Origin of the sequence: Bacillus sp. NMCC46, assembly GCF_002998465.1 — a bacterium.
In the GTDB taxonomy this organism is placed as follows: domain Bacteria; phylum Bacillota; class Bacilli; order Bacillales; family Bacillaceae; genus Bacillus.
In genome coordinates, this window is sequence record NZ_PVQZ01000003.1 from 451,462 (window position 1) to 472,755 (window position 21,294).

General features: G+C 39.8%; 28 protein-coding genes, 1 tRNA gene and 2 pseudogenes. 27 read left to right on the forward strand and 4 right to left on the reverse strand.

Features of this window, described 5'->3' with window-relative positions:
• On the forward strand, nucleotides 1–444 hold the full coding sequence (locus C6Y01_RS11875) for a phage tail tube protein (protein ID WP_003213309.1): 444 nt from the start codon (nucleotides 1–3) through the stop codon (nucleotides 442–444).
• 286 nt (nucleotides 445–730) lie between these two features.
• On the opposite strand, the gene C6Y01_RS11880 is transcribed toward C6Y01_RS11875, so the two are convergent.
• Nucleotides 731–820, reverse strand: a complete 90-nt coding sequence (locus C6Y01_RS11880) for a putative holin-like toxin (RefSeq protein ID WP_081311383.1) — start codon at nucleotides 818–820, stop codon at nucleotides 731–733.
• A 152-nt stretch (nucleotides 821–972) separates the two neighbouring features.
• On the opposite strand from C6Y01_RS11880, the gene C6Y01_RS11885 reads away from it, so the two are divergent.
• From C6Y01_RS11885 to C6Y01_RS11980, 20 genes are all read left to right on the forward strand, one after another.
• Nucleotides 973–1,413: a phage tail assembly chaperone gene (locus C6Y01_RS11885; protein WP_008344099.1), complete on the forward strand. Its 441-nt coding sequence runs from the start codon at nucleotides 973–975 to the stop codon at nucleotides 1,411–1,413.
• A 41-nt stretch (nucleotides 1,414–1,454) separates the two neighbouring features.
• On the forward strand, nucleotides 1,455–1,592 hold the full coding sequence (locus C6Y01_RS11890; protein WP_095285871.1) for a hypothetical protein: 138 nt from the start codon (nucleotides 1,455–1,457) through the stop codon (nucleotides 1,590–1,592).
• On the forward strand, nucleotides 1,593–5,576 hold the full coding sequence (locus C6Y01_RS11895; protein ID WP_223249913.1) for a transglycosylase SLT domain-containing protein: 3,984 nt from the start codon (nucleotides 1,593–1,595) through the stop codon (nucleotides 5,574–5,576).
• Nucleotides 5,569–6,237: a LysM peptidoglycan-binding domain-containing protein gene (locus C6Y01_RS11900; RefSeq protein ID WP_095285860.1), complete on the forward strand. Its 669-nt coding sequence runs from the start codon at nucleotides 5,569–5,571 to the stop codon at nucleotides 6,235–6,237. The genes C6Y01_RS11895 and C6Y01_RS11900 overlap by 8 nt, the downstream gene beginning before the upstream one ends.
• An 11-nt stretch (nucleotides 6,238–6,248) precedes the next feature.
• A complete protein-coding gene (locus C6Y01_RS11905; RefSeq protein ID WP_095285861.1) occupies nucleotides 6,249–7,259 on the forward strand; it encodes an XkdQ/YqbQ family protein in 1,011 nt (336 codons plus the stop codon).
• Complete coding sequence (locus tag C6Y01_RS11910; protein WP_034659738.1) at nucleotides 7,256–7,522, forward strand: DUF2577 family protein; 267 nt, start codon at nucleotides 7,256–7,258, stop codon at nucleotides 7,520–7,522. The genes C6Y01_RS11905 and C6Y01_RS11910 overlap by 4 nt, the downstream gene beginning before the upstream one ends.
• 14 nt (nucleotides 7,523–7,536) lie before the next feature.
• Nucleotides 7,537–7,959 (forward strand): DUF2634 domain-containing protein, encoded by a 423-nt coding sequence (locus C6Y01_RS11915; RefSeq protein ID WP_034659737.1) that lies wholly within the window; start codon nucleotides 7,537–7,539, stop codon nucleotides 7,957–7,959.
• Nucleotides 7,952–9,001 carry a baseplate J/gp47 family protein gene (locus tag C6Y01_RS11920; protein ID WP_034659736.1) on the forward strand — a complete coding sequence of 350 codons (1,050 nt, stop codon included), beginning with the start codon at nucleotides 7,952–7,954 and terminating at the stop codon, nucleotides 8,999–9,001. The genes C6Y01_RS11915 and C6Y01_RS11920 overlap by 8 nt, the downstream gene beginning before the upstream one ends.
• Nucleotides 8,985–9,908 (forward strand): YmfQ family protein, encoded by a 924-nt coding sequence (locus C6Y01_RS11925; RefSeq protein ID WP_034659735.1) that lies wholly within the window; start codon nucleotides 8,985–8,987, stop codon nucleotides 9,906–9,908. The genes C6Y01_RS11920 and C6Y01_RS11925 overlap by 17 nt, the downstream gene beginning before the upstream one ends.
• A gap of 11 nt (nucleotides 9,909–9,919) precedes the next feature.
• A complete protein-coding gene (locus C6Y01_RS11930; protein ID WP_003212666.1) occupies nucleotides 9,920–10,303 on the forward strand; it encodes a phage tail-collar fiber domain-containing protein in 384 nt (127 codons plus the stop codon).
• A gap of 14 nt (nucleotides 10,304–10,317) precedes the next feature.
• Complete coding sequence (locus C6Y01_RS11935) at nucleotides 10,318–11,196, forward strand: hypothetical protein (protein ID WP_095285862.1); 879 nt, start codon at nucleotides 10,318–10,320, stop codon at nucleotides 11,194–11,196.
• 9 nt (nucleotides 11,197–11,205) lie between these two features.
• Nucleotides 11,206–11,535, forward strand: a complete 330-nt coding sequence (locus C6Y01_RS11940) for an XkdW family protein (RefSeq protein WP_095285863.1) — start codon at nucleotides 11,206–11,208, stop codon at nucleotides 11,533–11,535.
• Entirely contained in the window at nucleotides 11,532–11,705 is a 174-nt protein-coding gene (locus C6Y01_RS11945) for an XkdX family protein (RefSeq protein ID WP_095285864.1), read from the forward strand. Before C6Y01_RS11940 ends, C6Y01_RS11945 begins: the two co-directional genes overlap by 4 nt.
• Nucleotides 11,706–11,712: 7 nt before the next feature.
• Entirely contained in the window at nucleotides 11,713–13,098 is a 1,386-nt protein-coding gene (locus tag C6Y01_RS11950; RefSeq protein ID WP_095285865.1) for a hypothetical protein, read from the forward strand.
• A gap of 13 nt (nucleotides 13,099–13,111) precedes the next feature.
• A complete protein-coding gene (locus C6Y01_RS11955; RefSeq protein ID WP_095285866.1) occupies nucleotides 13,112–13,432 on the forward strand; it encodes a hypothetical protein in 321 nt (106 codons plus the stop codon).
• Nucleotides 13,429–13,572 carry an XkdX family protein gene (locus C6Y01_RS11960; protein WP_170938425.1) on the forward strand — a complete coding sequence of 48 codons (144 nt, stop codon included), beginning with the start codon at nucleotides 13,429–13,431 and terminating at the stop codon, nucleotides 13,570–13,572. Before C6Y01_RS11955 ends, C6Y01_RS11960 begins: the two co-directional genes overlap by 4 nt.
• Before the next feature lie 35 nt (nucleotides 13,573–13,607).
• A complete protein-coding gene (locus C6Y01_RS11965) occupies nucleotides 13,608–13,820 on the forward strand; it encodes a BhlA/UviB family holin-like peptide (protein WP_034317366.1) in 213 nt (70 codons plus the stop codon).
• Nucleotides 13,821–13,832: 12 nt separating this feature from the next.
• Nucleotides 13,833–14,096: a phage holin gene (locus C6Y01_RS11970; RefSeq protein WP_003212734.1), complete on the forward strand. Its 264-nt coding sequence runs from the start codon at nucleotides 13,833–13,835 to the stop codon at nucleotides 14,094–14,096.
• Nucleotides 14,097–14,115: 19 nt separating this feature from the next.
• Entirely contained in the window at nucleotides 14,116–14,919 is an 804-nt protein-coding gene (locus C6Y01_RS11975; RefSeq protein ID WP_034659729.1) for a peptidoglycan recognition protein family protein, read from the forward strand.
• A 112-nt stretch (nucleotides 14,920–15,031) separates the two neighbouring features.
• Nucleotides 15,032–15,220, forward strand: a complete 189-nt coding sequence (locus C6Y01_RS11980; protein ID WP_034659727.1) for a hypothetical protein — start codon at nucleotides 15,032–15,034, stop codon at nucleotides 15,218–15,220.
• A 53-nt stretch (nucleotides 15,221–15,273) separates the two neighbouring features.
• Here C6Y01_RS11980 and C6Y01_RS11985 read toward each other — a convergent pair.
• Nucleotides 15,274–15,346 (reverse strand) — tRNA-Ala (locus C6Y01_RS11985).
• 87 nt (nucleotides 15,347–15,433) lie between these two features.
• A pseudogene (locus tag C6Y01_RS11990) lies at nucleotides 15,434–16,306 on the reverse strand (site-specific integrase); the annotation flags it as partial.
• A gap of 51 nt (nucleotides 16,307–16,357) precedes the next feature.
• Here C6Y01_RS11990 and C6Y01_RS11995 point away from each other — a divergent pair.
• The 4 genes and pseudogenes from C6Y01_RS11995 (at nucleotide 16,358) to C6Y01_RS12010 (ending at nucleotide 19,478) form a co-directional block, all read left to right on the forward strand.
• Nucleotides 16,358–17,180, forward strand: a pseudogene (locus C6Y01_RS11995) (peptidoglycan recognition protein family protein).
• A 480-nt stretch (nucleotides 17,181–17,660) separates the two neighbouring features.
• The gene (locus C6Y01_RS12000; RefSeq protein ID WP_034659725.1) at nucleotides 17,661–17,918 is read left to right on the forward strand and encodes a hypothetical protein; all 258 of its coding nucleotides are present in this window, start codon (nucleotides 17,661–17,663) and stop codon (nucleotides 17,916–17,918) included.
• Between the two features lie 190 nt (nucleotides 17,919–18,108).
• Nucleotides 18,109–18,234: a hypothetical protein gene (locus C6Y01_RS19270; RefSeq protein ID WP_262982084.1), complete on the forward strand. Its 126-nt coding sequence runs from the start codon at nucleotides 18,109–18,111 to the stop codon at nucleotides 18,232–18,234.
• 521 nt (nucleotides 18,235–18,755) lie between these two features.
• Nucleotides 18,756–19,478, forward strand: a complete 723-nt coding sequence (locus tag C6Y01_RS12010) for an NPP1 family protein (protein WP_034659723.1) — start codon at nucleotides 18,756–18,758, stop codon at nucleotides 19,476–19,478.
• A 448-nt stretch (nucleotides 19,479–19,926) separates the two neighbouring features.
• Here the strand turns inward: C6Y01_RS12010 and C6Y01_RS12020 are convergent, their stop codons facing one another.
• Complete coding sequence (locus C6Y01_RS12020; RefSeq protein WP_141227728.1) at nucleotides 19,927–20,187, reverse strand: hypothetical protein; 261 nt, start codon at nucleotides 20,185–20,187, stop codon at nucleotides 19,927–19,929.
• A gap of 380 nt (nucleotides 20,188–20,567) precedes the next feature.
• Between C6Y01_RS12020 and C6Y01_RS12025 the strand changes: the two genes are divergently transcribed.
• The gene (locus tag C6Y01_RS12025; RefSeq protein WP_034659718.1) at nucleotides 20,568–20,831 is read left to right on the forward strand and encodes a DUF3800 domain-containing protein; all 264 of its coding nucleotides are present in this window, start codon (nucleotides 20,568–20,570) and stop codon (nucleotides 20,829–20,831) included.
• 17 nt (nucleotides 20,832–20,848) lie between these two features.
• Nucleotides 20,849–21,274 carry a MaoC family dehydratase gene (locus tag C6Y01_RS12030; protein ID WP_034659716.1) on the forward strand — a complete coding sequence of 142 codons (426 nt, stop codon included), beginning with the start codon at nucleotides 20,849–20,851 and terminating at the stop codon, nucleotides 21,272–21,274.
• Nucleotides 21,275–21,294 lie beyond the last annotated feature (20 nt).

Here is a 21,294-nt window from a genome sequence, read left to right on the forward strand (position 1 = left end):
ATGGCTTTTAAAGCGCAAAATACAATTTCAGGTAAAGAAGGTCGTCTTTTCTTAGAAGGTGAGGAGCTTGCCTTTATCAAAACGTTTGAAGCAAACGTGGAGAAAAACAAATCAGAAGTCAATGTGATGGGCCGCCGAATGACTGGTCATAAAACAACAGGGGCAAACGGAACAGGAACGGCAACATTCTATAAAGTCACGTCACGTTTCGTTCAATTAATGCTCAACTATGTGAAAAAAGGGGAAGACCCATATTTCACTCTTCAGGCTGTAATTGACGATAAGTCATCAGGCCGAGGCACTGAGCGTGTGACATTATTTGATGTCAACTTTGATTCAGCTAAAATTGCTGGACTGGATGTCGATTCAGAAGCGCTTGAAGAAGAAGTTCCGTTTACGTTCGAGGACTTTGATCTTCCTGAAAAGCTGAAGAATTCCTTTTAATGAACAAAAGGCATACAAATGACGAAAATATATGTTATTTTTATTTTATTCAACGATATGGTATAATTTTTCATAGTTACAGAGTAGCTACAAAAGAGTTACTGTGTAACCCCAAAAAGTTTCTTAGAAATATGTTTACATGCAAAGTACTTTGCATAAAATAAAAAGAAGCCAGGATGCGTCAACATCCCGGCAATGTACAATGAGGCCCTCAAGGGGCTGGCTAATCAATTAGATAGTTTTAAGGATAGACTTTCCCTTCAACCGTCCAAAGCTCAAGGGGAGTCTATTTTTTGTCTATATACGTCAACAGGGCAACGATAAATGACCCGAATGCAAGCATTAACATAAGCGCTTGAAATGTTGACATGAGCATCACCCCCTTCCTATCGGGGATGAGCCAGACACCCTTGAGCAAGCCATTCAATTGTACAAATTAAATTATACATGAAAAGATTGGAAAGCACATTCAAAAAATGGATGTGCTTTTTTGCATTCAAAAAAACATAACAAAGGGAGTTTTTAAACATGAGCGAAAAACAAACATTTGATCTTTCATTTTTTATGCCAGGACAAACAGTAGAAGCAGAAGAGGTCAAAGTACCGATTTCTAAGCGTTTTGTTGATAAAAAAGGGAATGTCATTCCTTTTGTCTTTAAAGCCATTACAACTGAACGCATTGATGAACTGGAAAAAGAAAATACGACCTTCAAAAATGTCAAAGGCAGAGGCCGCGTAAAGGACTTAGACAGTCAGCGCTTCTACGCACGAATTGCGATTGAATCGACCATTTATCCAGATTTCCGCTCAAAGGAATTAAGGGAAGCCTACAGTACACAAGATCCAGTTGAAGTAGCAAAACGCGTCCTGTCAGTTGGCGGTGAATATGCGAACTGGTTAAACAAAGCCATTGAAATCAACGGATTCGAAGACGAAATTGAAGATTTAGAAGACGCAGCAAAAAACTAATAAAAGATGGGGATAAAGAAGCCGTGTTTTTATATTACGCCATGCACGAGCTTCACTACTCCCCATCTGAACTCCTAGATTTATACGAATCACCAAGACCGTTCAAAGCATTCCTATTCGGACTCATCAGCTACAAACTAGACATGCTAGAAAAAGAAGCAAAGAAAGGAGGGAAATAATTGGCGAAACTCACTGCACGATTTGAATTAGAAGACAAAGTATCGAAGAAGCTTATGCGCATTCAAAAACGATTTCAAACGTTTGAGAAGCAGCTAAAACCATTTAGAAAACCAGTGAAAATAAACCTGGAAATAGATGAAAAGAAGTTAAGAAACTTCAGTTTATCGCTTCGGAAAATTTCAGTATTTTCCATGAGGCTGGACCAGGGAATCTATCGTGATTTAAAAGCATTAAACAATCAGTTAAATATGCTCCCAAATCATCTGGTCATATCCATTCAAGCGAAGGGACTAGATGTCATTAAATCCAGCATAAACCGTTTAAAACAAGCGGGAACAAGCCCCATTCTGCTGACGTTTAAACTAAACGATCAATTGTCAGGTAAAATGTCATCGATCAAAAAATCTATCCTTCAGCTCATGAACAGAACGTATTATATGAGATTAAACATGGTTGACCAAGCCACCGCTGCAATTCAACGAATCAAAAAGACACTCAAAAGCTTGACGATGTCTAAACACGAAATCAGAGTGTCTGTTCAAGACAATGCAAAGAGTAAGTTGAAAAAACGAGATCAGGCTGAGTCGATTGTGAAAGAACAAAACATAAAAAAAGAGCCTGAGGCTGTTAGTCCATCAGTGAAAACAGATGAATCTAAACAGAGTTGGCTTCAAAACCTTGCCAATAAAGGATTAAATGAAATTCAAAAATATGCAGGTGACGTTGCAGACAAAGTGAAGGAAAAATTGAGTCCTAGAAAGTTTTGGGATGAAAAAGCACTTCCTTGGGTTGAAAATAAAATGGAAGATTACAAACAAGATGTGATCGGAAGAATTAAAGAGAAGATTAAATTTAATCCTGAAGAAAAACTAGATCAATTGGTGAAGACTGGATTAGATCGTCTCTTTGGTGCAAGTGATCAATCAAGTGAAAGTGCCACTCCAGCACCAACAACAGCACCAACAACAGCACCAACAACAGCACCAACAAATCCAGCTCCCAAAACGAAACCTCAGCCGCGAGGTGGAAAAGGCTTGTTTCGCAATAGTTGTTGCCCCTGTTGTGCAAGAGGTTTAAGCAGGGGAGGATCTACTAAAACTAAAAATAGAAATGGTCAATCACCAAGACAATCTACAAACCAAAATGCCACAACAAGAACCGAAATGAATAGAAGACCTCCAAGTAAATTAGGGAAACTGAAAACAAATGCAGGTAAATTATTTGGAAAAATCCCTAGTGGACTAAAGAAAGGTGCGGGTATCGCAGCTTCAGTTGGCGGACTTACGGGTTTAGTGAAAGGTAGCAAGGGGTTAAGTGGATTAGGGGATGCGGTGAAAAATATAGGTAAAGGGAGCGGCAAGTTATTAAAGAAAGTACCTATTCTAGGAAGTGTACTTAGTGCAACAAATCTAATCGGTATGAACAAAGAAAATGCTGGTGAAAAGATCGGTACGACTGGAGGCGGCATCGCTGGCGGGATGGCAGGTGCTGCAGCAGGTGCAGCTATTGGAAGCGTAGTTCCAGGGGTAGGTACAGCCATCGGCGGTCTAGTAGGCGGCATCGCTGGAAGTATGGGCGGAGAATCTATCGGTGAAACAATTGGAAAATGGTTTGATGGCGGCGGATTTGAAAAGATTGGCCAAAAAGCCATTGAAATCAAAAATCAAATTGTCGAAGTTTGGTCAACAGTAGCGGGTTGGTTCACAGAAAATGTCTGGACACCATTAAGCAGTACGGTCGTCACAGTAGCAACGACCATATGGACAAGTCTAGTCAATGCCTGGACATGGATTCAAGAAACATTCAGTGCAGTTGCGGGCTGGTTTATCGAAAACGTTTGGACACCGCTAAGCGACACAGTCGTTACGGTAGCAACGACCATCTGGTCAAGTTTAGTGAATGCCTGGACATGGATTCAAGAGACATTTAGTGCAGTTGCAGGCTGGTTTATTGAAAACGTTTGGACACCGCTAAGCAGCACAGTCGTTACAGTCGCTACAGGGATTTGGACAGCATTATCAAATGCATGGAAAAAGATACAATCAATCTTTGGAGCTGTCTCGTCTTGGTTTATGGAAAATGTATGGAACCCACTTGTAGATACGGTAGGAACCATTAAAGACAGTTTCGGTAAAAAGTTTGAAGAAGCTTATAAAGTCGTGACAGATATATGGGATGGATTATCCAAATGGTTTAAAGATAATATTCAGACACCGATCGTAAAAGTAGCAGGTGCCATAAGTGAGGGTTTTTCTAAAGCTTTTGACTGGGTTAAAAAGATTTTTGATATGGGTGGCGGTGCTGTTAATTTAGTAGTGAATAAGGTATTAGGAAGAGACCCTGACAAAAAAGCTACAGGCGGTTATATCACCCAGCCAACCTTATCATGGGTCGGAGAAGCTGGTAACGAATTTGTTATTCCAACTCAAAATAACCGGGGGCGCGGGAAGATGCTGCTTGCCCAGGCTGCTTCTCATCTTGGAATGTCTGTTATGCCAAGCGGAGCGGCAGGAAATCAAGTATCAAACTCTCCAGCTCCTGCAGCTGTAGCTTCATCATCTTCTGTCGGTTCAATAGACGGATCGGTCTCGATGAATGGGAACATTCAAGCCTCCAGCATAGGCGAGCAATTTAATAAGGATTTTGAACAAGGATTAAATCAAAAAGTGATTACACTTGATCAATGGAAGCAAAAGAATATTCAGCAGCCTTTTGCTCAATTGACCTCAGACTCAGGTAAGTATGGTCAGCAAACAGTTGCTGCTTTTGCGAATGGTCAGCAGGTGACACCAACAGGAACAGACAGCTTTTTGCAAAGTCGTGTAAAAGCACCATACCAACAAGTGATGACAGCATCACCAACTTGGGGTTCTGGAACAGTTAATGGTTTTGCCACAGGTCAAAATGCCACATCAGTTGGTACTAGCCAATACGTAGATCAGCACATCAAACAACCATTCCTGCAAGCAAAACAAGAATCACCAGGCTGGGGCTCAGGAATGATGGATGCCTTTAACAACGGCATGCGTTCAAAAGCAAGTGAAGTCACACAAGCTGCCAAAGAAATGGCGAAGAAAGTAGAGCAGGCGTTTAGAGAGGAATTAGACATTCATTCCCCTTCACGCGTCATGATGAGTCTTGGGAAATTTGCATCGATCGGTGTCGTTAAAGGGCTGGACTCAGTGGATGTGAAAAAGTTTGCTGAAAATCAGGCTGGTTCATTAATCGGAGCTTTCAGTGGTATGGGGGCTTCAGGTCTTAGTGTTCAGCAATGGCTCATGGCAGCTCTCATGGCAACTGGCACATCGATGAACTGGCTTCCAGGTCTTATGACCATTGCACAGCATGAATCGAATGGAAATCCGAGAGCAATCAACTTATGGGATTCCAACGCTAAAAAGGGAACGCCTTCTAAAGGCTTAATGCAAACCATTGGACCGACGTTTAACTCCAATAAAGGCAAAGGTATGAATGACATTTGGAACCCAATTCATAATGCCGTAGCAGCCATTAACTACATTAAGGGCAGATATGGAACAGTCTTCAATACACCGGGATTACGAAGTATGAGAAGAGGCGGGCCTTATAAAGGCTACGCAAATGGCGGACTGATTACTCAGGAGCAGGTTGCTAGAGTCGGTGAAGGAAACAAACGCGAATGGATCATTCCTGAAGAAAGAGGTATTCGCGGAAGGTATTTATTAACGCAGGCAGCCAAGGCACTTGGGATGCAAGTATATGATCCAGCAAATGCGTCTGCACCTTTACCAGAATCACAAATGCAGCAAGTCACCTCAACTCAGTCTTCAAGTCATACAGCATCGTCAAGTAATAAGCAAATCACCATTCAATTCAATGGGGATCAGCATTTTCATAATGGACAAGATCAGCAATCGCTTGTCGAAAAAATTAGACAAATGCTCGTAGATGAACTGGAAGTAGAGCTTCATACAGGAACGAAGGGGGTCGTGATCGATGGGTAAATCAGTGTATCAATTGTGGATTTCCCAAGGAAAGGACAAGTTGCGATTCCCTGTCCTTCCATCCGAACTTGAAATCACAAATAACGTACAAAATGAAACGGTAAAGGTTGCTTCTTTTGGAGAACTGACCTTTATTGATGTCCCATCGGCAAAGCAAGTATCATTCACCTCATTATTTCCTAAGAAATATTCGCCAATTGCTGAATATAAAAGCATTCCATCACCGGAGAATGCGATAGCGAAAATAGAACGAATGATGCGTTCAAAGAAGTCTGTGCGGCTGATTGTAACGGGGACAAAAATCAATATGACGTGCAGCATTGAAAGCTTCACCCATAAAGAAGGGTCATATGATATTGGCGATCGTGAATTTACGATCGAGTTAAAGGAATACAAAACCGCATCGCCTAGGAAAATCAAACGAAAGAAAAAAGCAAAACAAACAAAAAAGAAAAGACCATCAAAAACACCACCAAAAATGTACACCGTCAAAAAAGGGGATACGCTATGGGCCATTTCAGGCAGATTTTATGGCGACAGTACAAAATGGCGGCGTATTTGGAATGCCAATAAAGCAGCGATGATTAAACGTAGCAAACGCAATATTAAGCAGCCGGGGCATTGGATTTTCCCTGGACAAAGGTTAAAAATACCACAATAGGGGGGCTGGCATTGATCGAGCTTTTTGCCATCAGAAGCGGCACCATGTATGAGCTTGTCACAGAGAGTGTGACACTTCAGGGGCAAAGGTATCAGGCGCCTCGCTCTATTCAGGCAAATATTATCACTAAACAAGGCAGTCAAACATATTACCGTGTCTCAGAAGGGGACACGGTTCTTTTTAAATGGAAAGGAAAAGAGCTGTTCAGAGGCATTGTGTTTTCTCGTACGCCTGTTGAAGGGAAAATGACCTTTACCGCATACGACATGCTTCAATATTTGGTGAAAAACCAAGATGTCTATGTTTTTTCAAAACAAAGAGCAGATCAAATCTTGAGACGGATTGGGGCTGACTTTCAAATTCCCATGACCTCCATCGCCCATACCGGTCATGTCATAAAATCGCTAGTGTTTAAAAATGATACGAGCCTATATGACATGATTCTGAAAGCATTAAAAGAAACAAAGCGGCAAACCGGCAGAAACTATCAAATCTATTCTGCTAAAGGAAAGATGGGGCTGAGAGCTTGGCCAGATCCAGAGGACGTATGGGTCATTGAATCAGGTGTCAATCTCATTGGCTATCAGTACAGCACCTCGATTGAAGAAACAGCGACTCGTGTCAAGCTGCGTACGTCTGCAGATGAACAAGGGAAAAATAAGAAAAAAGGGAGCAAATCAGAGATTGTAGTGGTCGAACAGGATAAAGCAGGTCAGAATAAATACGGTATTTTACAGCATGTTGAGACGGTTACAGGGCAAATCAACCAGCCGCAGCTGCAAAAAAGAGCCAAAGTACGGCTGGCAGAGAAAAAAGGCGTGAAACAAGAAGTCAAAAGCATCCAAGCGCTAGGCATTCCTGAACTGCAAAGCGGTCTTCCAATCTATTTGAAAATCCCTGAAATCAACGTAAAAAAAACCTACTGGATCGATCAAGACAAACATGAATTCAGTGGGGTGAAACACACCATGACAATTGATGTCGTTGAGAAAAATTCCATCCCAAAGGGTGATCAAGCGTGAGGTTAAGTGAAGCGATTAAACGATTAGCAGTGAATGCTGTAGATGCCGCCTCTCCAATTGATCTGGTGGTTGGAGAAGTCACGGCAGTTTCTCCTGTAAGCATCCGGTTAAATGAAAACCATAAGCTGGTCATTCCGGAAGAATTACTGATTTGGCCAAAGCGCCTAAATAAGGGTGAGGATGATGAACTGAAAAGGGGAGACAGCATTATGGTGCTCGCAATGGCAGGAGGGCAGTCCTTCTACATCATCGACAAATTGTAAGGGAGGTGATGAACGTGGCACTTTCACCAGAGGAAGAAATCGAGGAAACAGAAGAAGACGAAGAGGTGGATACCTCGACGACGTATCGAATAGATGTTGAAACTGGCAGACTGACAGGTGAAACCATTTCAGGCATTGAAGCAATTCGTCAATTCGTTTATATGACACTCAGGACAGAGCGGTATGCATATCCTATCTACAGCCACGACATTGGCACTGAAATCCAGGAGCTATTGACGGATACAGAAGTCACGGATGAATACAAAGAAATGGAGATTCCGAGACTGCTAGAGGAAGCATTGATTGTCGACGAACGGATTGATCATATTGAAGAATTAGAGGTCACAAAGCAAAATGACTCGTTTCATGTCAAGCTAGCTATTGTCACAGATGAAGGCACATTAGAAATAGAGGAGGTGATGGAGGGCGATGTTTGAGGAACAAACGTATGAAGCATTGATAGAAAGAATGCTGGACAGATTGCCAGATGACATAGATAAAAGAGAAAACAGCGTCATTTGGAATGCCTTGGCACCTGCTGCCGCTGAATTAGCCCAGTCCTATATTTGGCTTGATCAAGTATTCGAGCTGGTCTTTGCAGATACAGCACAAGGAGAGTTTCTAGATCGGCGGGCTGCTGAAGTAGGAATTGAAAGAAAACCAGCGACTAAAGCGATTTGGTCCGCAGCTATTCAGCCGGAGGATATCAACATCCCAGCTGGTTCACGGTTTTTTATTGAAGACGTCTATTTCCAATATTCGAAAGAAGGCACGCTAGAATGCGAGACACCTGGCAAGATCGGCAATGGTCAATTAACAGATCAGCCGCTGCTTTCACTTGATACAATCCCAGGGCTTGAATCGATTATCATGAAAAATTTGGTGATACCCGGACAAGAGGAAGAAGATGACGCTTCGTTATACGATCGTTACTTAATACGTGCTAGGCGGGAGGCTGTCAGTGCCAACAAGGCGCATTATAAAAAATGGGCTGAGGAAGTGACAGGGGTTGGCAGAGCGAAAGTATTCCCGCTTTGGAATGGAGAAGGAACGGTCAAAATTGTCATCACAGACGGCAATCTAGATGTTGCATCAGATCTTCTTGTTAAAAGAGTACAGGAATATATTGACCCAGTGCCAGGCGAAGGAGAAGGACAAGCGCCTATCGGTTCAAAAGCAACCGTCGAAAGCGCCAAATGGCTGGATATTGACATAGAAGTAGCCGTCGAACTTCAAATGGACTGGACCCTTGAAGGAGCGCAGAAAGAAATAGAAGAAAAGGTCAAAGCGCTGTTGAAATCAATCGCATTTGAAAAGAGTACCATTCGAATGTCCGCCTTAAATGACATTCTGTACCATTCAGAAAGTGTATCAGATTATGCAAACGTGTTATTGAATGGGGAATCGAAAAACTTAGTGTTACAGGACATTGAGATACCGCGTCTGAGGCAGGTGAAGGTTATTGAGCAAACAGGATGAAATGAAAAACTACTTGCCGCCATATTTTACAGCGATTTATGAAGTAGATCATCTACTCAAAACAGAAGCACCGGAGTTTGAGCAATTGGATGAATCCATTTTCGATTTAACGGATCAGTTCTTCCCTTTAACTGCGACATGGGGATTGAATAGATGGGAAAGAATGCTGAAGGTGCAGCGAGAATCAGATGACTCCATTGAACTTCGCAGGGCACGCTTACTCAATATGATGTCAAACATTCCACCGATCACGTATCTTTCATTAGAGAAATCGGTGAATCGCTTTCTCAAAAATCCAAGTGCCATCATCCGTCTCACCACCAATCGCTATCATTTCGCCTTACGTGTGAACCTAGATGACCTGCAAAACACTAGATATATTGTAGAAATACTTGAAACGTTAAAGCCGGCTCATTTGGCTTATACGTTCACTGCTTTTCATCATACCGATGTACATGAAAAAAATGACCATCACGGGAGGCTCACACTGCGAAGCAGAGTGGGTTTTTTCGATCATATCCCGATTTTACTGAATGGTGAATTTGTATTAAATGGTACGTTTTATCTTAGCGGGACAAGAGGTTCAACCGATGTACCTGCTCGTTTCCGGCATTCGTTGAAGATGAGAATGCCGCTTCAGCATAAGTCAGAAACCACATATCGCATGAATTATGTCATGACTGGAGCGTTAAATGAAAAAGGGCAAAAAGCGGCACTGACTTTACGCACAAAGAACCAGCTGTCACATCAAACCAAAAAGAAGATGACGTTCCGATTGCCAGTACATGTCCAAACTGAACAGCGCGGCAGCTTACTGATTAAGGATCATTACTGGATTCTCGATGGATCTGTTCCGCTGGACGGATCAAAAATGCTAGCAGCAACTTCTCAAAAAATAGAGCTATAAGGAGGATCACAATGGCTGATCAATTAACCGTAACAACACTATATGCACGTCAACAAATGGCAAAGGCAAGAGCAGAAGGAACAAAACTCACAAAAGTCGTCAAAATGGCATTTGGAAATGGTGGGACGAAGGATGGGAAACCAATTTCACTAGACGGAACTGAACAAAAACTCAAAAAAGAACTAGTCCAAAAAGAGATTGATTCGTTTACCTTCATGGAACCAGCAAAAATCCGCTACACTTGCACGATCGCCGAAGGAGAACTTGCAGGAGAAGTCATCAACGAACTAGCACTTGTCGACGAAGCCGGCAAATTCACCGCCATCCGCACCATGACAGACAAACAAAAAGACGGCGACATCGAATTTGTTTTTGAGATTGATGATATTTATTAAAGGAGGGGAATGAAATGGACATCAAATCACCTTTACCGTTTGAAACCTCTGACAAAGCACATGCCAACTTATTTAACCGGATGGTCGACACACTAGTAGAGAATGACAATGCGCTCAGCCAACAGATAGAGGGAATCACCAATGAAAGCTTATTTAAACTAACAGGCGATCAAGCCATTCAAGATGCATCAGTCAGCGGTGAGGAATATCCAATTGGCATTTCGTTCATGGATATTGGACAAGCGAATGATACTGGATATCCTACGAGATTTGGCTTTGTGAAAAATGAAAAATATAGTAACTTTCGATTTGTTCAATATTACTATGGGACTGGAAACGAAGCAGGCAGTTATTTTGATAGCACAGGTACATGGTGCCGTCATTGGTGGACGGGGTCTGGCTGGACTGAATGGCACAAAATCTCTGGGTTCTGTCATGCCAACATAGGTACAACTGGGAAGCAGTTATTAACCAAAGGAGAGTATCAAAAAGTCCTTTTTAATCGAAAAATAAAAGACAGTCATAACAATTTTGATATCAAAAATAATCGTTTCATCTGCCCTGAGAGCGGAATGTATTCAGTGAATGCAGGTGTTTATATTGAAAGCTTTCAACGATACGCAAACTTTGAATTATCGATCTACTTAAATGGAAGAAGATATAAAAATATTGCACATGAAAGACAAAGTCCAACAAGCCCATCTGATACGTTGAGCTTAAGTATGGGACTTTATGGTACTGCCAATGTACCGGCTAATAAAGGGGACTATTTAGAAATGTACCTATATGTAGGATATGACGGAGATGTTAGCCGTTATGTATCTGAAAATTCAGGCTGGTATAACTATTTCGACATCACAGAAATAGGCGGCAGAAATTTCTCGAGAGTATAGGAGGATTCTATGATTTTATATGAAGCTATTAAATATAAATACCCCGATGCGGACCCGCAAAAGGATTTTGAACTTAGAAATGACGGCGACGGTTCGTATATAAACGAGTGGCATTTAGATGTGCCAAAGCCAACGGCAGAAGAATTGAAAGAATGGTGGGAGGAATCTCAAATCAATCCAAGGTATCAACCACCTCTTCCGCTAGATTATCTAGCACAAGAAGTAGCCAAAGAAAAGCTAATGAGAAAACAGCTTGAACATCAATGTGATCATCTAACAAACGAACTAAAAGCGTTAAAAAATGAGATCCTTTTATATAAAGGAGAGAGTGAATCATGAATTATTGGGTAATGGCATTATATTTTCAATGGGTGACCCCTGAATTGGTCAAACAAGCAGTGGAACTAGGTGATTGTTCAATGGAAGATCTAAATACAGGATACGAGCAAAGGATGCTCACTCTAGAGCAGCTGCAAGAAATTAAACCAAGCTTCAAAGAAAGGGAGTGAAAACTAAATGGAAATAAAAGAACCCAAACCTTTTGAGATAAATGATAAAGCACATGCCGATTTATTTAATGACATGGTCAAAGTACTTCTTGAAAATGATCATGGATTAATAGAGCAGTTCTTGAAACATACAAATGATGCGAGAGTACACGCATCTGATACAGAAAAGAAGAAATGGAATCAAGCCCAGCTATATAAATTGACAAATGATAACGGATCCCAGTTAATCAATATCCCAGCTGGCGGCAGCATTTATAACGGGATTAAATCGTTGGGTGCCTGCTCTTTCTATGCCCCAGGGGGTTCTGGAGTAGTCGATTCTCCTGCTATAGGTAATGCTGCATTAAGAGGCTTTCAGCTAGTAGGTCAAAATAATATCGGCGTAGGAATCGCAATTGACACATCAAGCAATGTATTTTGTTTTTCCTATCATGAGAATGACATTGCGATCAATTGGCTGCAAATGCCTACTCAAAATGAAAAAAATAAATGGGACGCAGGACAATTATCTAAAATTACCGCTGACGATGGAAAAGCATACGAAAGAATTAATGCAAACGATCCTAGTATTTTAGATAAACTCATCAAATTACCGGGCGTGCATTCTTGGTATATCCACGAAGCACATCCTGATTTGCCCACAAGAAGTTCTATGAGAGCTTTATCAGTCTTTAGTGAAAATACCTATGGCTGGATTATTGGGGCAAACAATACAGGTGATGTGTACATCAATCGATCCACGACAGATGTTACCGGTACTCAGCAAGAATGGAGCGGATGGAAGAGGTTGAATGAGCATTCGTTATTGAAGGCGAATGGAAATAGAATGCTTATCCCTACTGGTACAGATATATTAACGCTGCCATCTGGCTTTTATTATGTCTCTGGAACGAACGCAGTGAATATGCCATCAACGACCGATGCTTCGTGGTTTAATGTAGATATTATAGAAACGGGAAATAACCGCAAAACATTTCATGTTAGTCGAAGCTACGATAATAGCCATTGGTACGGAACTACTCATACAGATGGGGTTTTCAGAGGATGGAAACAGCTAATGACAAATGCTGAGTTTGAAAATGTCACGTGGCTTAGTGTTACCTTAGATAAAAGTTCATCTATAGGGGATAGAGCAGTTGAATATGTGAAATGGGGAAATTTATTATTGCTGAGAGGCCACCTAAAAGCAAATAGAGAAGTCATTTGTGGATGGATTCCAGCTGCGGGTTTACCGGAGAAAGGTCTTGTAGTATCAGTTCCAGTATCAGGTACAACAGGTCATAGTAAATTACTTATATATAAGACAGGAGAGCTAAAGTTAACTGGGTTACTAGCAGCAAATGACAGTGCGGTAACTGGCTACTATTTAGACACAGTCATCCCATTAAATTAAGGAAGTGATAAAAATGATACAAGCCTATGAATACAACCATAAATATGAATTGGTCAGACCTATAGAAGTGTTCGAGAGGGATGATGAAGGAAATTATGTTATTCCAGATCAATGCACAACAATTGCACCACCCAATAATCCTTCTTTTTATAAAGCTGCATTTGATGTGGAAAAACAGCAATGGTATGAATCAGCGACACAGGAGTATATAGATAGCCTAAAACCAGCCCCTCTCCCGCCAAGTGATATAGAACTTTTAAAGAAACAAAATGCTTTATTATCAAAACAATTAACGCAGCTATTGGCTATGCAAAAAGGGGGGGCTTCAGAATGATCTTTCCAACTGTAGCAGATATTAAACAATTTTGGGACTGGCAGTGTTACGGTCCAGAGGACATTGCATTTTATGTAAGCGTTGGCTGGATCTCGGCAGATGACTATCAAGACATAACAGGAGAAAAATACGAAGCCTAATGGCTTTATTTTTTTCCAGAAAGAAGGTGATTCCAATGGAAGTAGATGTCGTCCAAAACTTAATGACACAAGGCCCGTTTGCCGTTCTCTTTTGCTGGATTCTGTTTTATGTTCTCAACACAACAAAAGAACGTGAAAATAAGCTCAATGAGCAAATCGAGGCGCAAAATGAAGTGTTAGCAAAGTTTAGTGAGAAGTATGACGTCGTGATCGATAAACTCGACAAAATTGAACGGAATTTAAAATAGGAGGTAAAAATCATGAAAACATTCGACAAAGGCACTGTGATTCGCACAGTGCTTCTTTTTATTGCACTCATCAATCAAACGCTTGTCATGTTTGGACAGACGGTGCTGCCGATTAGTGAGGAGCAAGTACAAACAGCCGGTGAGGCACTATATGTAGCAGGTTCCACCATTTTTACGATGGTGACAGCTATTATCGCTTGGTTTAAAAACAATTATGTGACCTACAAAGGTCAATTACAAAAAGATACCCTGAAACAAAGAGGGCTAACAAAATAATAGTTGAAGGAGAAACAATATGGTCAATATCATTCAAGCCTACATTCCAAAACACAACCGCAACAGACCAAGAAATAGGATGAAGCCTCTCTATATTACGGTGCATAATACCTCTAACACTGCAAAAGGTGCAAATGCGGGGAGTCACGCTGCGTTTGTTGCACGTTCAAGTACTGGGGTCAGCTGGCATTACACTGTCGACGATCAGGTCATTTATCAGCATTTACCATTAAACGAAAACGGCTGGCACGCAGGGGATGGCAGAGGCTCTGGCAATATGAAATCAATCGGAATTGAAATTTGTGAAAATACAGACGGCAACTTTGAACAAGCAGTCGAAAATGCTCAATGGCTCATTCGGAAACTGATGGGCGATTTGGGGATTCCTTTATCAAATGTAGTGCCCCATAAACATTGGAGCGGGAAAGAATGTCCAAGGAAACTGCTCGGACGATGGGATCAATTTAAAGCTGGAATAGCCACAGCTCATACCGGCAGCAAAAGCACAAGAAAGCCAGTCCGAACAGAAAGCTTGAGCCACAAAGCACCCGTAACCAAACAGAAATCGTCAAATCTGCCATCTGGCATTTTAAAAATAACCAAGCCCTTAACAAAAGGATCTCAAGTGACAGCCGTGCAAAAAGCCTTATCTTCCCTCTATTTTTACCCAGACAAAGGAGCAAAAAACAATGGGATTGATGGCTATTATGGACCGAAAACAGCGAATGCCGTTAAGCGATTCCAGCTCATGAACGGCTTAGCGGCAGACGGGATTTACGGACCAAAGACGAAGAACAAAATGGAACAATTGCTGAAAAAGTGATCATTCATAAAGTGCTATCAGCAGGTGAAGGGATTTTTCCTTGCTGATAGCTAATAAAAAATGACATCATTTGTGATATAATCGACCGAATCTATCATAAGGGGAGAGTAAAATGAAAAAGGAACTGTTCCAAGTCATCATGCTGTCAGTGCTGCTCATCTATTTCATTTATCACGGAATGACGAGCGATTTCCCTGTGTCTTACACAATCATTCTCATCACGGCTTATCTCTCTGTGATCGCGTACCGGATCATAAAGATATTAAGGTTAAGAAAAAACAAAGAACAAACACAACTGTAAGAAATATATACATAAAAAAACCATCCTTGATTTCTCAAGAATGGTTTTTCGTATGGAGCATAGCGGGATCGAACCGCTGACCTCTACGCTGCCAGCGTAGCGCTCTCCCAGCTGAGCTAATGCCCCGGGATGTTTCAACAAATATTATTATATTTAATTCCCTCTTAGAATACAAGGGGGAAGGCTATTTTTTTATTTTTGATGAGAAATCTCTCAATTTTGTATTATGCCATTATTTTTAACCTTGGGGACGACTTGGGGACGGAAATTTCCTATCTCTGATTTTGTGTTTCTCAGATGTTTAGGATCAAACTTGTTAAAGTGATTCGCTGCACTCTTTTTCATTTCATCTGTTACATGGCCGTATATATCAGATGTTGTTCTGGCGCTAGCGTGTCCGGCACGTCTTTGAATAGCACTTATGCTTTCGCCAGCTTCCATCAATAAAGCAACCATAGTGTGACGCAAATCATGTAAACGGATATTTTTTATTTTATATTTTTGCGTGATTCGATTCCATTTGGTAGTAGGTGTTGTGAAATAATAGGGCTTTCCAAACCCACTATGAAAAATGTATTGATGATCTCCGCCCTCCCAGGCATCATCTAGCTTTTCCTTTTCTCTTTTCCACATATGATAATAAAGTGACAGCTCATTCATATACCAATCCGGCATCTGAACAAACCGTTTTGAACTTTTAGACTTAGGGTCTTTTACATGCGGTTTTCCTTGAATTGTCTTTGAAAGTGAACGATTAATTTTAAATCCACCAGCATCCCAATCCACATCTAAATGCCATTCAAGTGCAAGACCTTCGCCTCGTCTCAATCCACCTATCATCGCTGCTAAGAAATAAAGTCTCCATTTAATATCAACTTCTTCATATAGAATCTTAATACATTGAGCAGCTTCATCAGCTTCAAAATAGTTCATTTCCTTCTTCTCGTTGACTGGCAAGGGCAATCCCTTCATTGGATCAATCTTGATAATCTTCCATTCTTCACCTGCGGTTTTAAAAACCACCTGTAGTAATTTAAAAATATCTAATATTGTTCTTTCTCCTAACCCCCCTGGCTTACCATCGGCTGCCCTAGGCGGCTTTTTAATAACAAAAACAAATTTAGGAAGTAGATGAGCGTGACAATCAAAATGAAAAAGAAAATGGTCTCATCCAGCAGATACAGTTTGAAATGTCCGAATAAAATGAACGCAGAATACATCACGATCCACAACACAGCTAATGACGCATCAGCTGAACGAGAGATTAACTATATGATCAATAACACCAGTTCAACGAGCTATCATTTTGCGGTGGATGATAAAGAAGTGATCCAAGCGATCCCGTTAGACCGCCATGCTTGGCATTCAGGTGATGGCACAAACGGAACCGGCCCGGCAGCCGCAAGTTGGTGTTGAGATTTGTTATAGCAAGTCCGGTGGTGCTAGATACAAGGCTGCGGAAAAGCTGGCCATTAAATTCGTGGCGCAGTTACTTAAAGAGCGAGGATGGAGTGTTGATCGAGTACGTAAACACCAAGATTGGAATGGAAAGAATTGTCCACACCGAATTTTATCCGAGGGTAGATGGAACTCATTTAAAGCAGCTATTGAAAAAGAGTTGAAAGCGCTAGGTGGAAAAACTTCAGCTTCTAAGGCTAAAAAACATCATCACCAACAACACCTAAGAAAAACGCATTCTAAGAAGGCGGACAAGCTTCCAACAGGCATCTTTAAGGTAAAAGCACCATTAATGAAAGAAGATGTTGTAAAGCGAATTCAAGAAGCTTTAGCGGCACTCTATTTTTATCCAGACAAAGGGGCAAAAAACAACGGCATTGATGGCTATTACGGCGTAAAAACTGCCGATGCGGTCAAACGATTCCAGTTGATGCATGGTCTTGTGGCTGACGATATTTATGGACCTAAGACGAGAGCGGAAATCCAGGCATTATTGACGTAAGAAAAAAACTTCATATCAAAATATATCCCCTTATCAGCCTGAAAATTTTGGGCATGTTTGTTTCACTATCAAAAAAGGGGATATCTCGATATGAAGGGCTATTTCTTCGCTCCTTTATATTACATTTATTTATTTTGATTAGCATTCAAATTTTTGTTATTTTTTCGTTGTTATTTTTTCTCAAAAAAATGGTAGCGAGACTAACCCCTAAACCTAAATGAGACACCCATCATCCCTCTATTTTTTTTGCCAGTTAGAAGGGGTTGTTTTCTCGCGGTAAAAGAGTTGTTATCCACTTTAAATTATTCACCTTAGACACTTCCTAAAAAAATTTTGTTTCGATACTTAGTTTTCGCAAAGGCCGAATTGATATGCTGAAATTTTTATGATGTGTTTATAAAAACATTCAGAAACAGAACGAATTAAAGCGAATATATTGGACAAACTTATAGGGATTAAAAAGAAGAGAGGAAGGTGGAAATGAATAAAAAATGGCTGCAAATAATAACTACGTTGTTTCTATCCAGTTTAATATTAATGGGCTGTAATTTCGGTCAAGATAATAATAACAATACTCCAGATGTTGATAAGAACGATCAAAATAATAACGATAACAACGTCCCAGGTGTTGATGAGAACGATACTATCAATAAAGATGATGAAAAAGATAATGATCCCGATCCTGAAGATCCGGTTGAGGATCCTGAAGATACCGATAAAGATAAAAAAGATGAGTAAGGAAACTACACGTGTATAAAAAAGCTTCAAACGGTTTTTGTTTTGTTTGGAAATCGTATTCTTGCTAGAATCCTCCTTCGTTTCCATTAACTACCTTTCATCTTTTTGATGAAAATTAAAAATATAAAGGATGTTAACTAATTTTGAAGGAGGATTTTTTTATAACTAAGAATAATCAGCGGTAAAAGGGATGCAAAAACAAAAACATACGGAATTGCTTGGAAAAAACATTACGGATACTGAGCTTTCACAAGAACTTGAAAGCCTTCAGCAGCAGCTTGCTAAATTAAAACAAAATGTATCCCAATTAAGATAGCCTCAACAACAAAGTGGCCAAGTTCAGCAAGGTTCTCAATCTCAACAGCAAATGCACCAAACAGATCAACAAATACAGCAAAATATCCAATAAGCTGTCCAACAGCTTAATCAAGCTCTTCGAGGTATCAGGCCATGAACCAAATGAGTCAAGCGTTTCAACAGGCTCAACAATCATTTAATCAACAAGGTCAACAAAACCAACAATTCCAACCTCCGTTACAGTTACAATAGAGACAACGTGCTTTAGTTGATGCATGAGCCTTCTGCAGATGGTATCTACAGAACGAAAACAAAAGCGAAGCTAGAAAAGCTATTAAAGTAAGAAAAACCCTCTCTTTTTATAAGGGAGGGATTTTTCTTGATTTTGAAGAGGGTACTATTTACCAAATTTAAAGACATGAGGAAAATAAAATACTAATTTAGTACGAAAATTCAGTTAACTGCGGAAAAATATTGATATTTATTCCAATTCTGTGGTATTTAATTATTATTAAGATTATATTAAAAGGAGATGAAAAAATGAACAAATTTTTCTTGGCGCTGTTTTTATCTGTATTTACTTCTATTAGCATTGTTTCAACAGCAAATGCAGCAGTAATCGATCATGACAAGGTTGTTGGTTTTAGTGAGGTGACGCCTACAACTGTTACTCAAAAAGCGGCGAAGCGTTTTCAACCATATTTAAAGGTCTATAGCGGTTGTGTGCCTTTTCCTGCAGTAGATGCGCAAGGTAATACAAATGGTGGATTAAAGCCCACTGGAGCACCTGAAGGACGTTGCAGCAAAAATACTGGACAAGTATATTCGCGATCTGCATGGTACAATGGAGTTTGGGCAATTATGTATTCTTGGTATTTTCCTAAAGATGAAGCATCTCCAAGCTTAGGTCACAGACATGACTGGGAAGGAATCGTTGTATGGATTGATAATCCAGCAAATCAAAATCCAAAAGTCTTATCAATTGCATATTCTGGACATGGAAAATTCACAAATGTAGCACCAAGCGGAACCAACATGAAAGATGGCACTCATCCTTTGATTGCCTATGACAGCACGTGGCCGATCAACCATGAATTGATGATGAGCGACCGTGTTGTAGGCGGAACTCAACCGTTAATCGGATGGGATGATTTAACTCCTGCGGCAAGGAATGCATTAAACACAACAAATTTTGGTAAAGCGAATGTTCCTTTTAATAATGCTAACTTTAACAATAATTTAAGAAAAGCATGGTTTAGATAGAATGGATTCGATACTGTTTTACAGAGTTATTATGTTAAAGCCCCTGTCCTTAATGGATAGGGGCTTTTTTTGTCTTTATTCAGTTCGATGCTTCATTTTATGGATAGTATTGAACGAAAGTTCAACAGCGATAAAGACGACAAAGAATATACCTATCCAACTGATTAAATCAACCCAAATATTGTCCATATTAATGACACCCACACTGTTTAAAAATGCTTGAATGACAAATGAAATCAACGCAGTAATAAAAACGTAAAGAAACCAATTAGTCTTTTTCAACTGCAACACTTCCTCACAAACTCAAAGAATTAAAGGAATTTACAAATGTACTTAGTTGTTTTGTTCTCATTTTTGTAACGTTTACAAAATTCGTGACCGCCCATGTCTAGGAGCTTTTTGCCTAGCCAAGCTAGACCCGCACCAGCCAATACTTTAGCTGCCCATATCAATAAAGGAGCAACCATAGTTGTAACTTACCTTTTTGTTGTGCAGCTAATTGATCTTGATTCACTTTTTCGGCGTCATTACCATCTAATGACTCTAAATGATTTTTGATTTCTAATGAAATATCCTTTGGTAATCCAGCATTGATAACTTTAGATTCATCAAAAGAAAAGGATTTAACTTCTTCATTATATGCAGTAGCTTCAAAAATAGCCTGTGCAATTCTGCGGGTCCCATCGTTCTTTTGCTGAAGCCTGACCAAAAGCAGATGAGATGCCAAGAGTCATAATAAGTATTAATACCAGTGTAAGTTTTACATTGAGCTTACACAATAAACCGTTCATACTATACATCATCCCCTAAAAGTATTGACCTACACCTGTATGGTAACAATTAACAGGTGATATTTTCCGTACTTTATATAAAAATGGTAAAAACGTACTAAATAAAAGTCTCGCCAATTGTGACGAGACTGTGAAGTGATTCTTACTTGGCTATTCTCTCTTTTCTTCATCTTATTTTTCAAATTCTTTAACCATTTTAGGTTTTTTGTTGAGAAATAACTTTGAAAGTTAAAAATATGTTGTATAATAAAAAATTAAGAATATTTGTCATTAGATTACAGGTTCGGAGGTTAAGGTAGTGTCCCAATACAAATTTGAAATAGATAAACTAAAATCATTGGGTGTGTTGGACGCACCTGAGAACACAGAGTGGATAGCATACATAGATGAATCAGGATGTGCCGGTATAAATTTCGATAAGGAATCGAGTAAATATTTAGCATATGGAATTGTTCTAATAAAGAAGAGCTACCGCTCTCAAGCAAGGCATATAATTAATGATGCCAGAAAAACTTTTAATCTTCCTTATAAAAAATTAAAAGAGTTTAAGTACAATTATTAATAAATAGAGGAGTATTTATGAAGTTAAATGAGTTTGCAATTGGACAGAAGTTCGAAACTAAGTCATTCAAATTAACAAAGGAAGATATTAAGAGATTTGCAGGAGAATTTGATCCTCAATATATGCATTTGGATGAGGAAAAAGCAAATCAGGGAAGATTTAATGGAATCATTGCTTCTGGAATACAAACGCTAGCTATTTCATTTAAGCTCTGGATTGAACAAGGAGCCTATGGTGATGATGTCATTGCTGGAACACAGATGAATAATATAAATTTTATCAAACCAGTGTATCCAGATGATGAATTACATACTATTGTTGAGGTTATTGATAAAAGAGAAAAGAAAAATAAAACAGGCATTCTCACTGTATTGTTATCTACATTTAACGATAAAGAAGAAAAAGTTTTTGAGGGTGATTTATCTGTATTGATAAAACGATAAGGATTAATATCTTAAATTCA

What these genes read in the sequence shown, in the direction of transcription:
- C6Y01_RS11890 (WP_095285871.1), top strand. Translation starts at nt 1,455, where the DNA reads ATGCACGAGCTTCACTACTCCCCATCTGAACTCCTAGATTTATACGAA.
- C6Y01_RS11975 (WP_034659729.1), top strand. Translation starts at nt 14,116, where the DNA reads ATGGTCAATATCATTCAAGCCTACATTCCAAAACACAACCGCAACAGA.
- C6Y01_RS11945 (WP_095285864.1), top strand. Translation starts at nt 11,532, where the DNA reads ATGAATTATTGGGTAATGGCATTATATTTTCAATGGGTGACCCCTGAA.
- C6Y01_RS11965 (WP_034317366.1), top strand. Translation starts at nt 13,608, where the DNA reads ATGGAAGTAGATGTCGTCCAAAACTTAATGACACAAGGCCCGTTTGCC.
- C6Y01_RS11875 (WP_003213309.1), top strand. Translation starts at nt 1, where the DNA reads ATGGCTTTTAAAGCGCAAAATACAATTTCAGGTAAAGAAGGTCGTCTT.
- C6Y01_RS11950 (WP_095285865.1), top strand. Translation starts at nt 11,713, where the DNA reads ATGGAAATAAAAGAACCCAAACCTTTTGAGATAAATGATAAAGCACAT.
- C6Y01_RS11935 (WP_095285862.1), top strand. Translation starts at nt 10,318, where the DNA reads ATGGACATCAAATCACCTTTACCGTTTGAAACCTCTGACAAAGCACAT.
- C6Y01_RS11880 (WP_081311383.1), bottom strand. Translation starts at nt 820, where the DNA reads ATGCTCATGTCAACATTTCAAGCGCTTATGTTAATGCTTGCATTCGGG.
- C6Y01_RS11885 (WP_008344099.1), top strand. Translation starts at nt 973, where the DNA reads ATGAGCGAAAAACAAACATTTGATCTTTCATTTTTTATGCCAGGACAA.
- C6Y01_RS11955 (WP_095285866.1), top strand. Translation starts at nt 13,112, where the DNA reads ATGATACAAGCCTATGAATACAACCATAAATATGAATTGGTCAGACCT.
- C6Y01_RS19270 (WP_262982084.1), top strand. Translation starts at nt 18,109, where the DNA reads ATGCAAAAACAAAAACATACGGAATTGCTTGGAAAAAACATTACGGAT.
- C6Y01_RS11930 (WP_003212666.1), top strand. Translation starts at nt 9,920, where the DNA reads ATGGCTGATCAATTAACCGTAACAACACTATATGCACGTCAACAAATG.
- C6Y01_RS12010 (WP_034659723.1), top strand. Translation starts at nt 18,756, where the DNA reads ATGAACAAATTTTTCTTGGCGCTGTTTTTATCTGTATTTACTTCTATT.
- C6Y01_RS11970 (WP_003212734.1), top strand. Translation starts at nt 13,833, where the DNA reads ATGAAAACATTCGACAAAGGCACTGTGATTCGCACAGTGCTTCTTTTT.
- C6Y01_RS11900 (WP_095285860.1), top strand. Translation starts at nt 5,569, where the DNA reads ATGGGTAAATCAGTGTATCAATTGTGGATTTCCCAAGGAAAGGACAAG.
- C6Y01_RS11940 (WP_095285863.1), top strand. Translation starts at nt 11,206, where the DNA reads ATGATTTTATATGAAGCTATTAAATATAAATACCCCGATGCGGACCCG.
- C6Y01_RS11920 (WP_034659736.1), top strand. Translation starts at nt 7,952, where the DNA reads ATGTTTGAGGAACAAACGTATGAAGCATTGATAGAAAGAATGCTGGAC.
- C6Y01_RS12030 (WP_034659716.1), top strand. Translation starts at nt 20,849, where the DNA reads ATGAAGTTAAATGAGTTTGCAATTGGACAGAAGTTCGAAACTAAGTCA.
- C6Y01_RS12000 (WP_034659725.1), top strand. Translation starts at nt 17,661, where the DNA reads ATGAATAAAAAATGGCTGCAAATAATAACTACGTTGTTTCTATCCAGT.
- C6Y01_RS11980 (WP_034659727.1), top strand. Translation starts at nt 15,032, where the DNA reads ATGAAAAAGGAACTGTTCCAAGTCATCATGCTGTCAGTGCTGCTCATC.
- C6Y01_RS11960 (WP_170938425.1), top strand. Translation starts at nt 13,429, where the DNA reads ATGATCTTTCCAACTGTAGCAGATATTAAACAATTTTGGGACTGGCAG.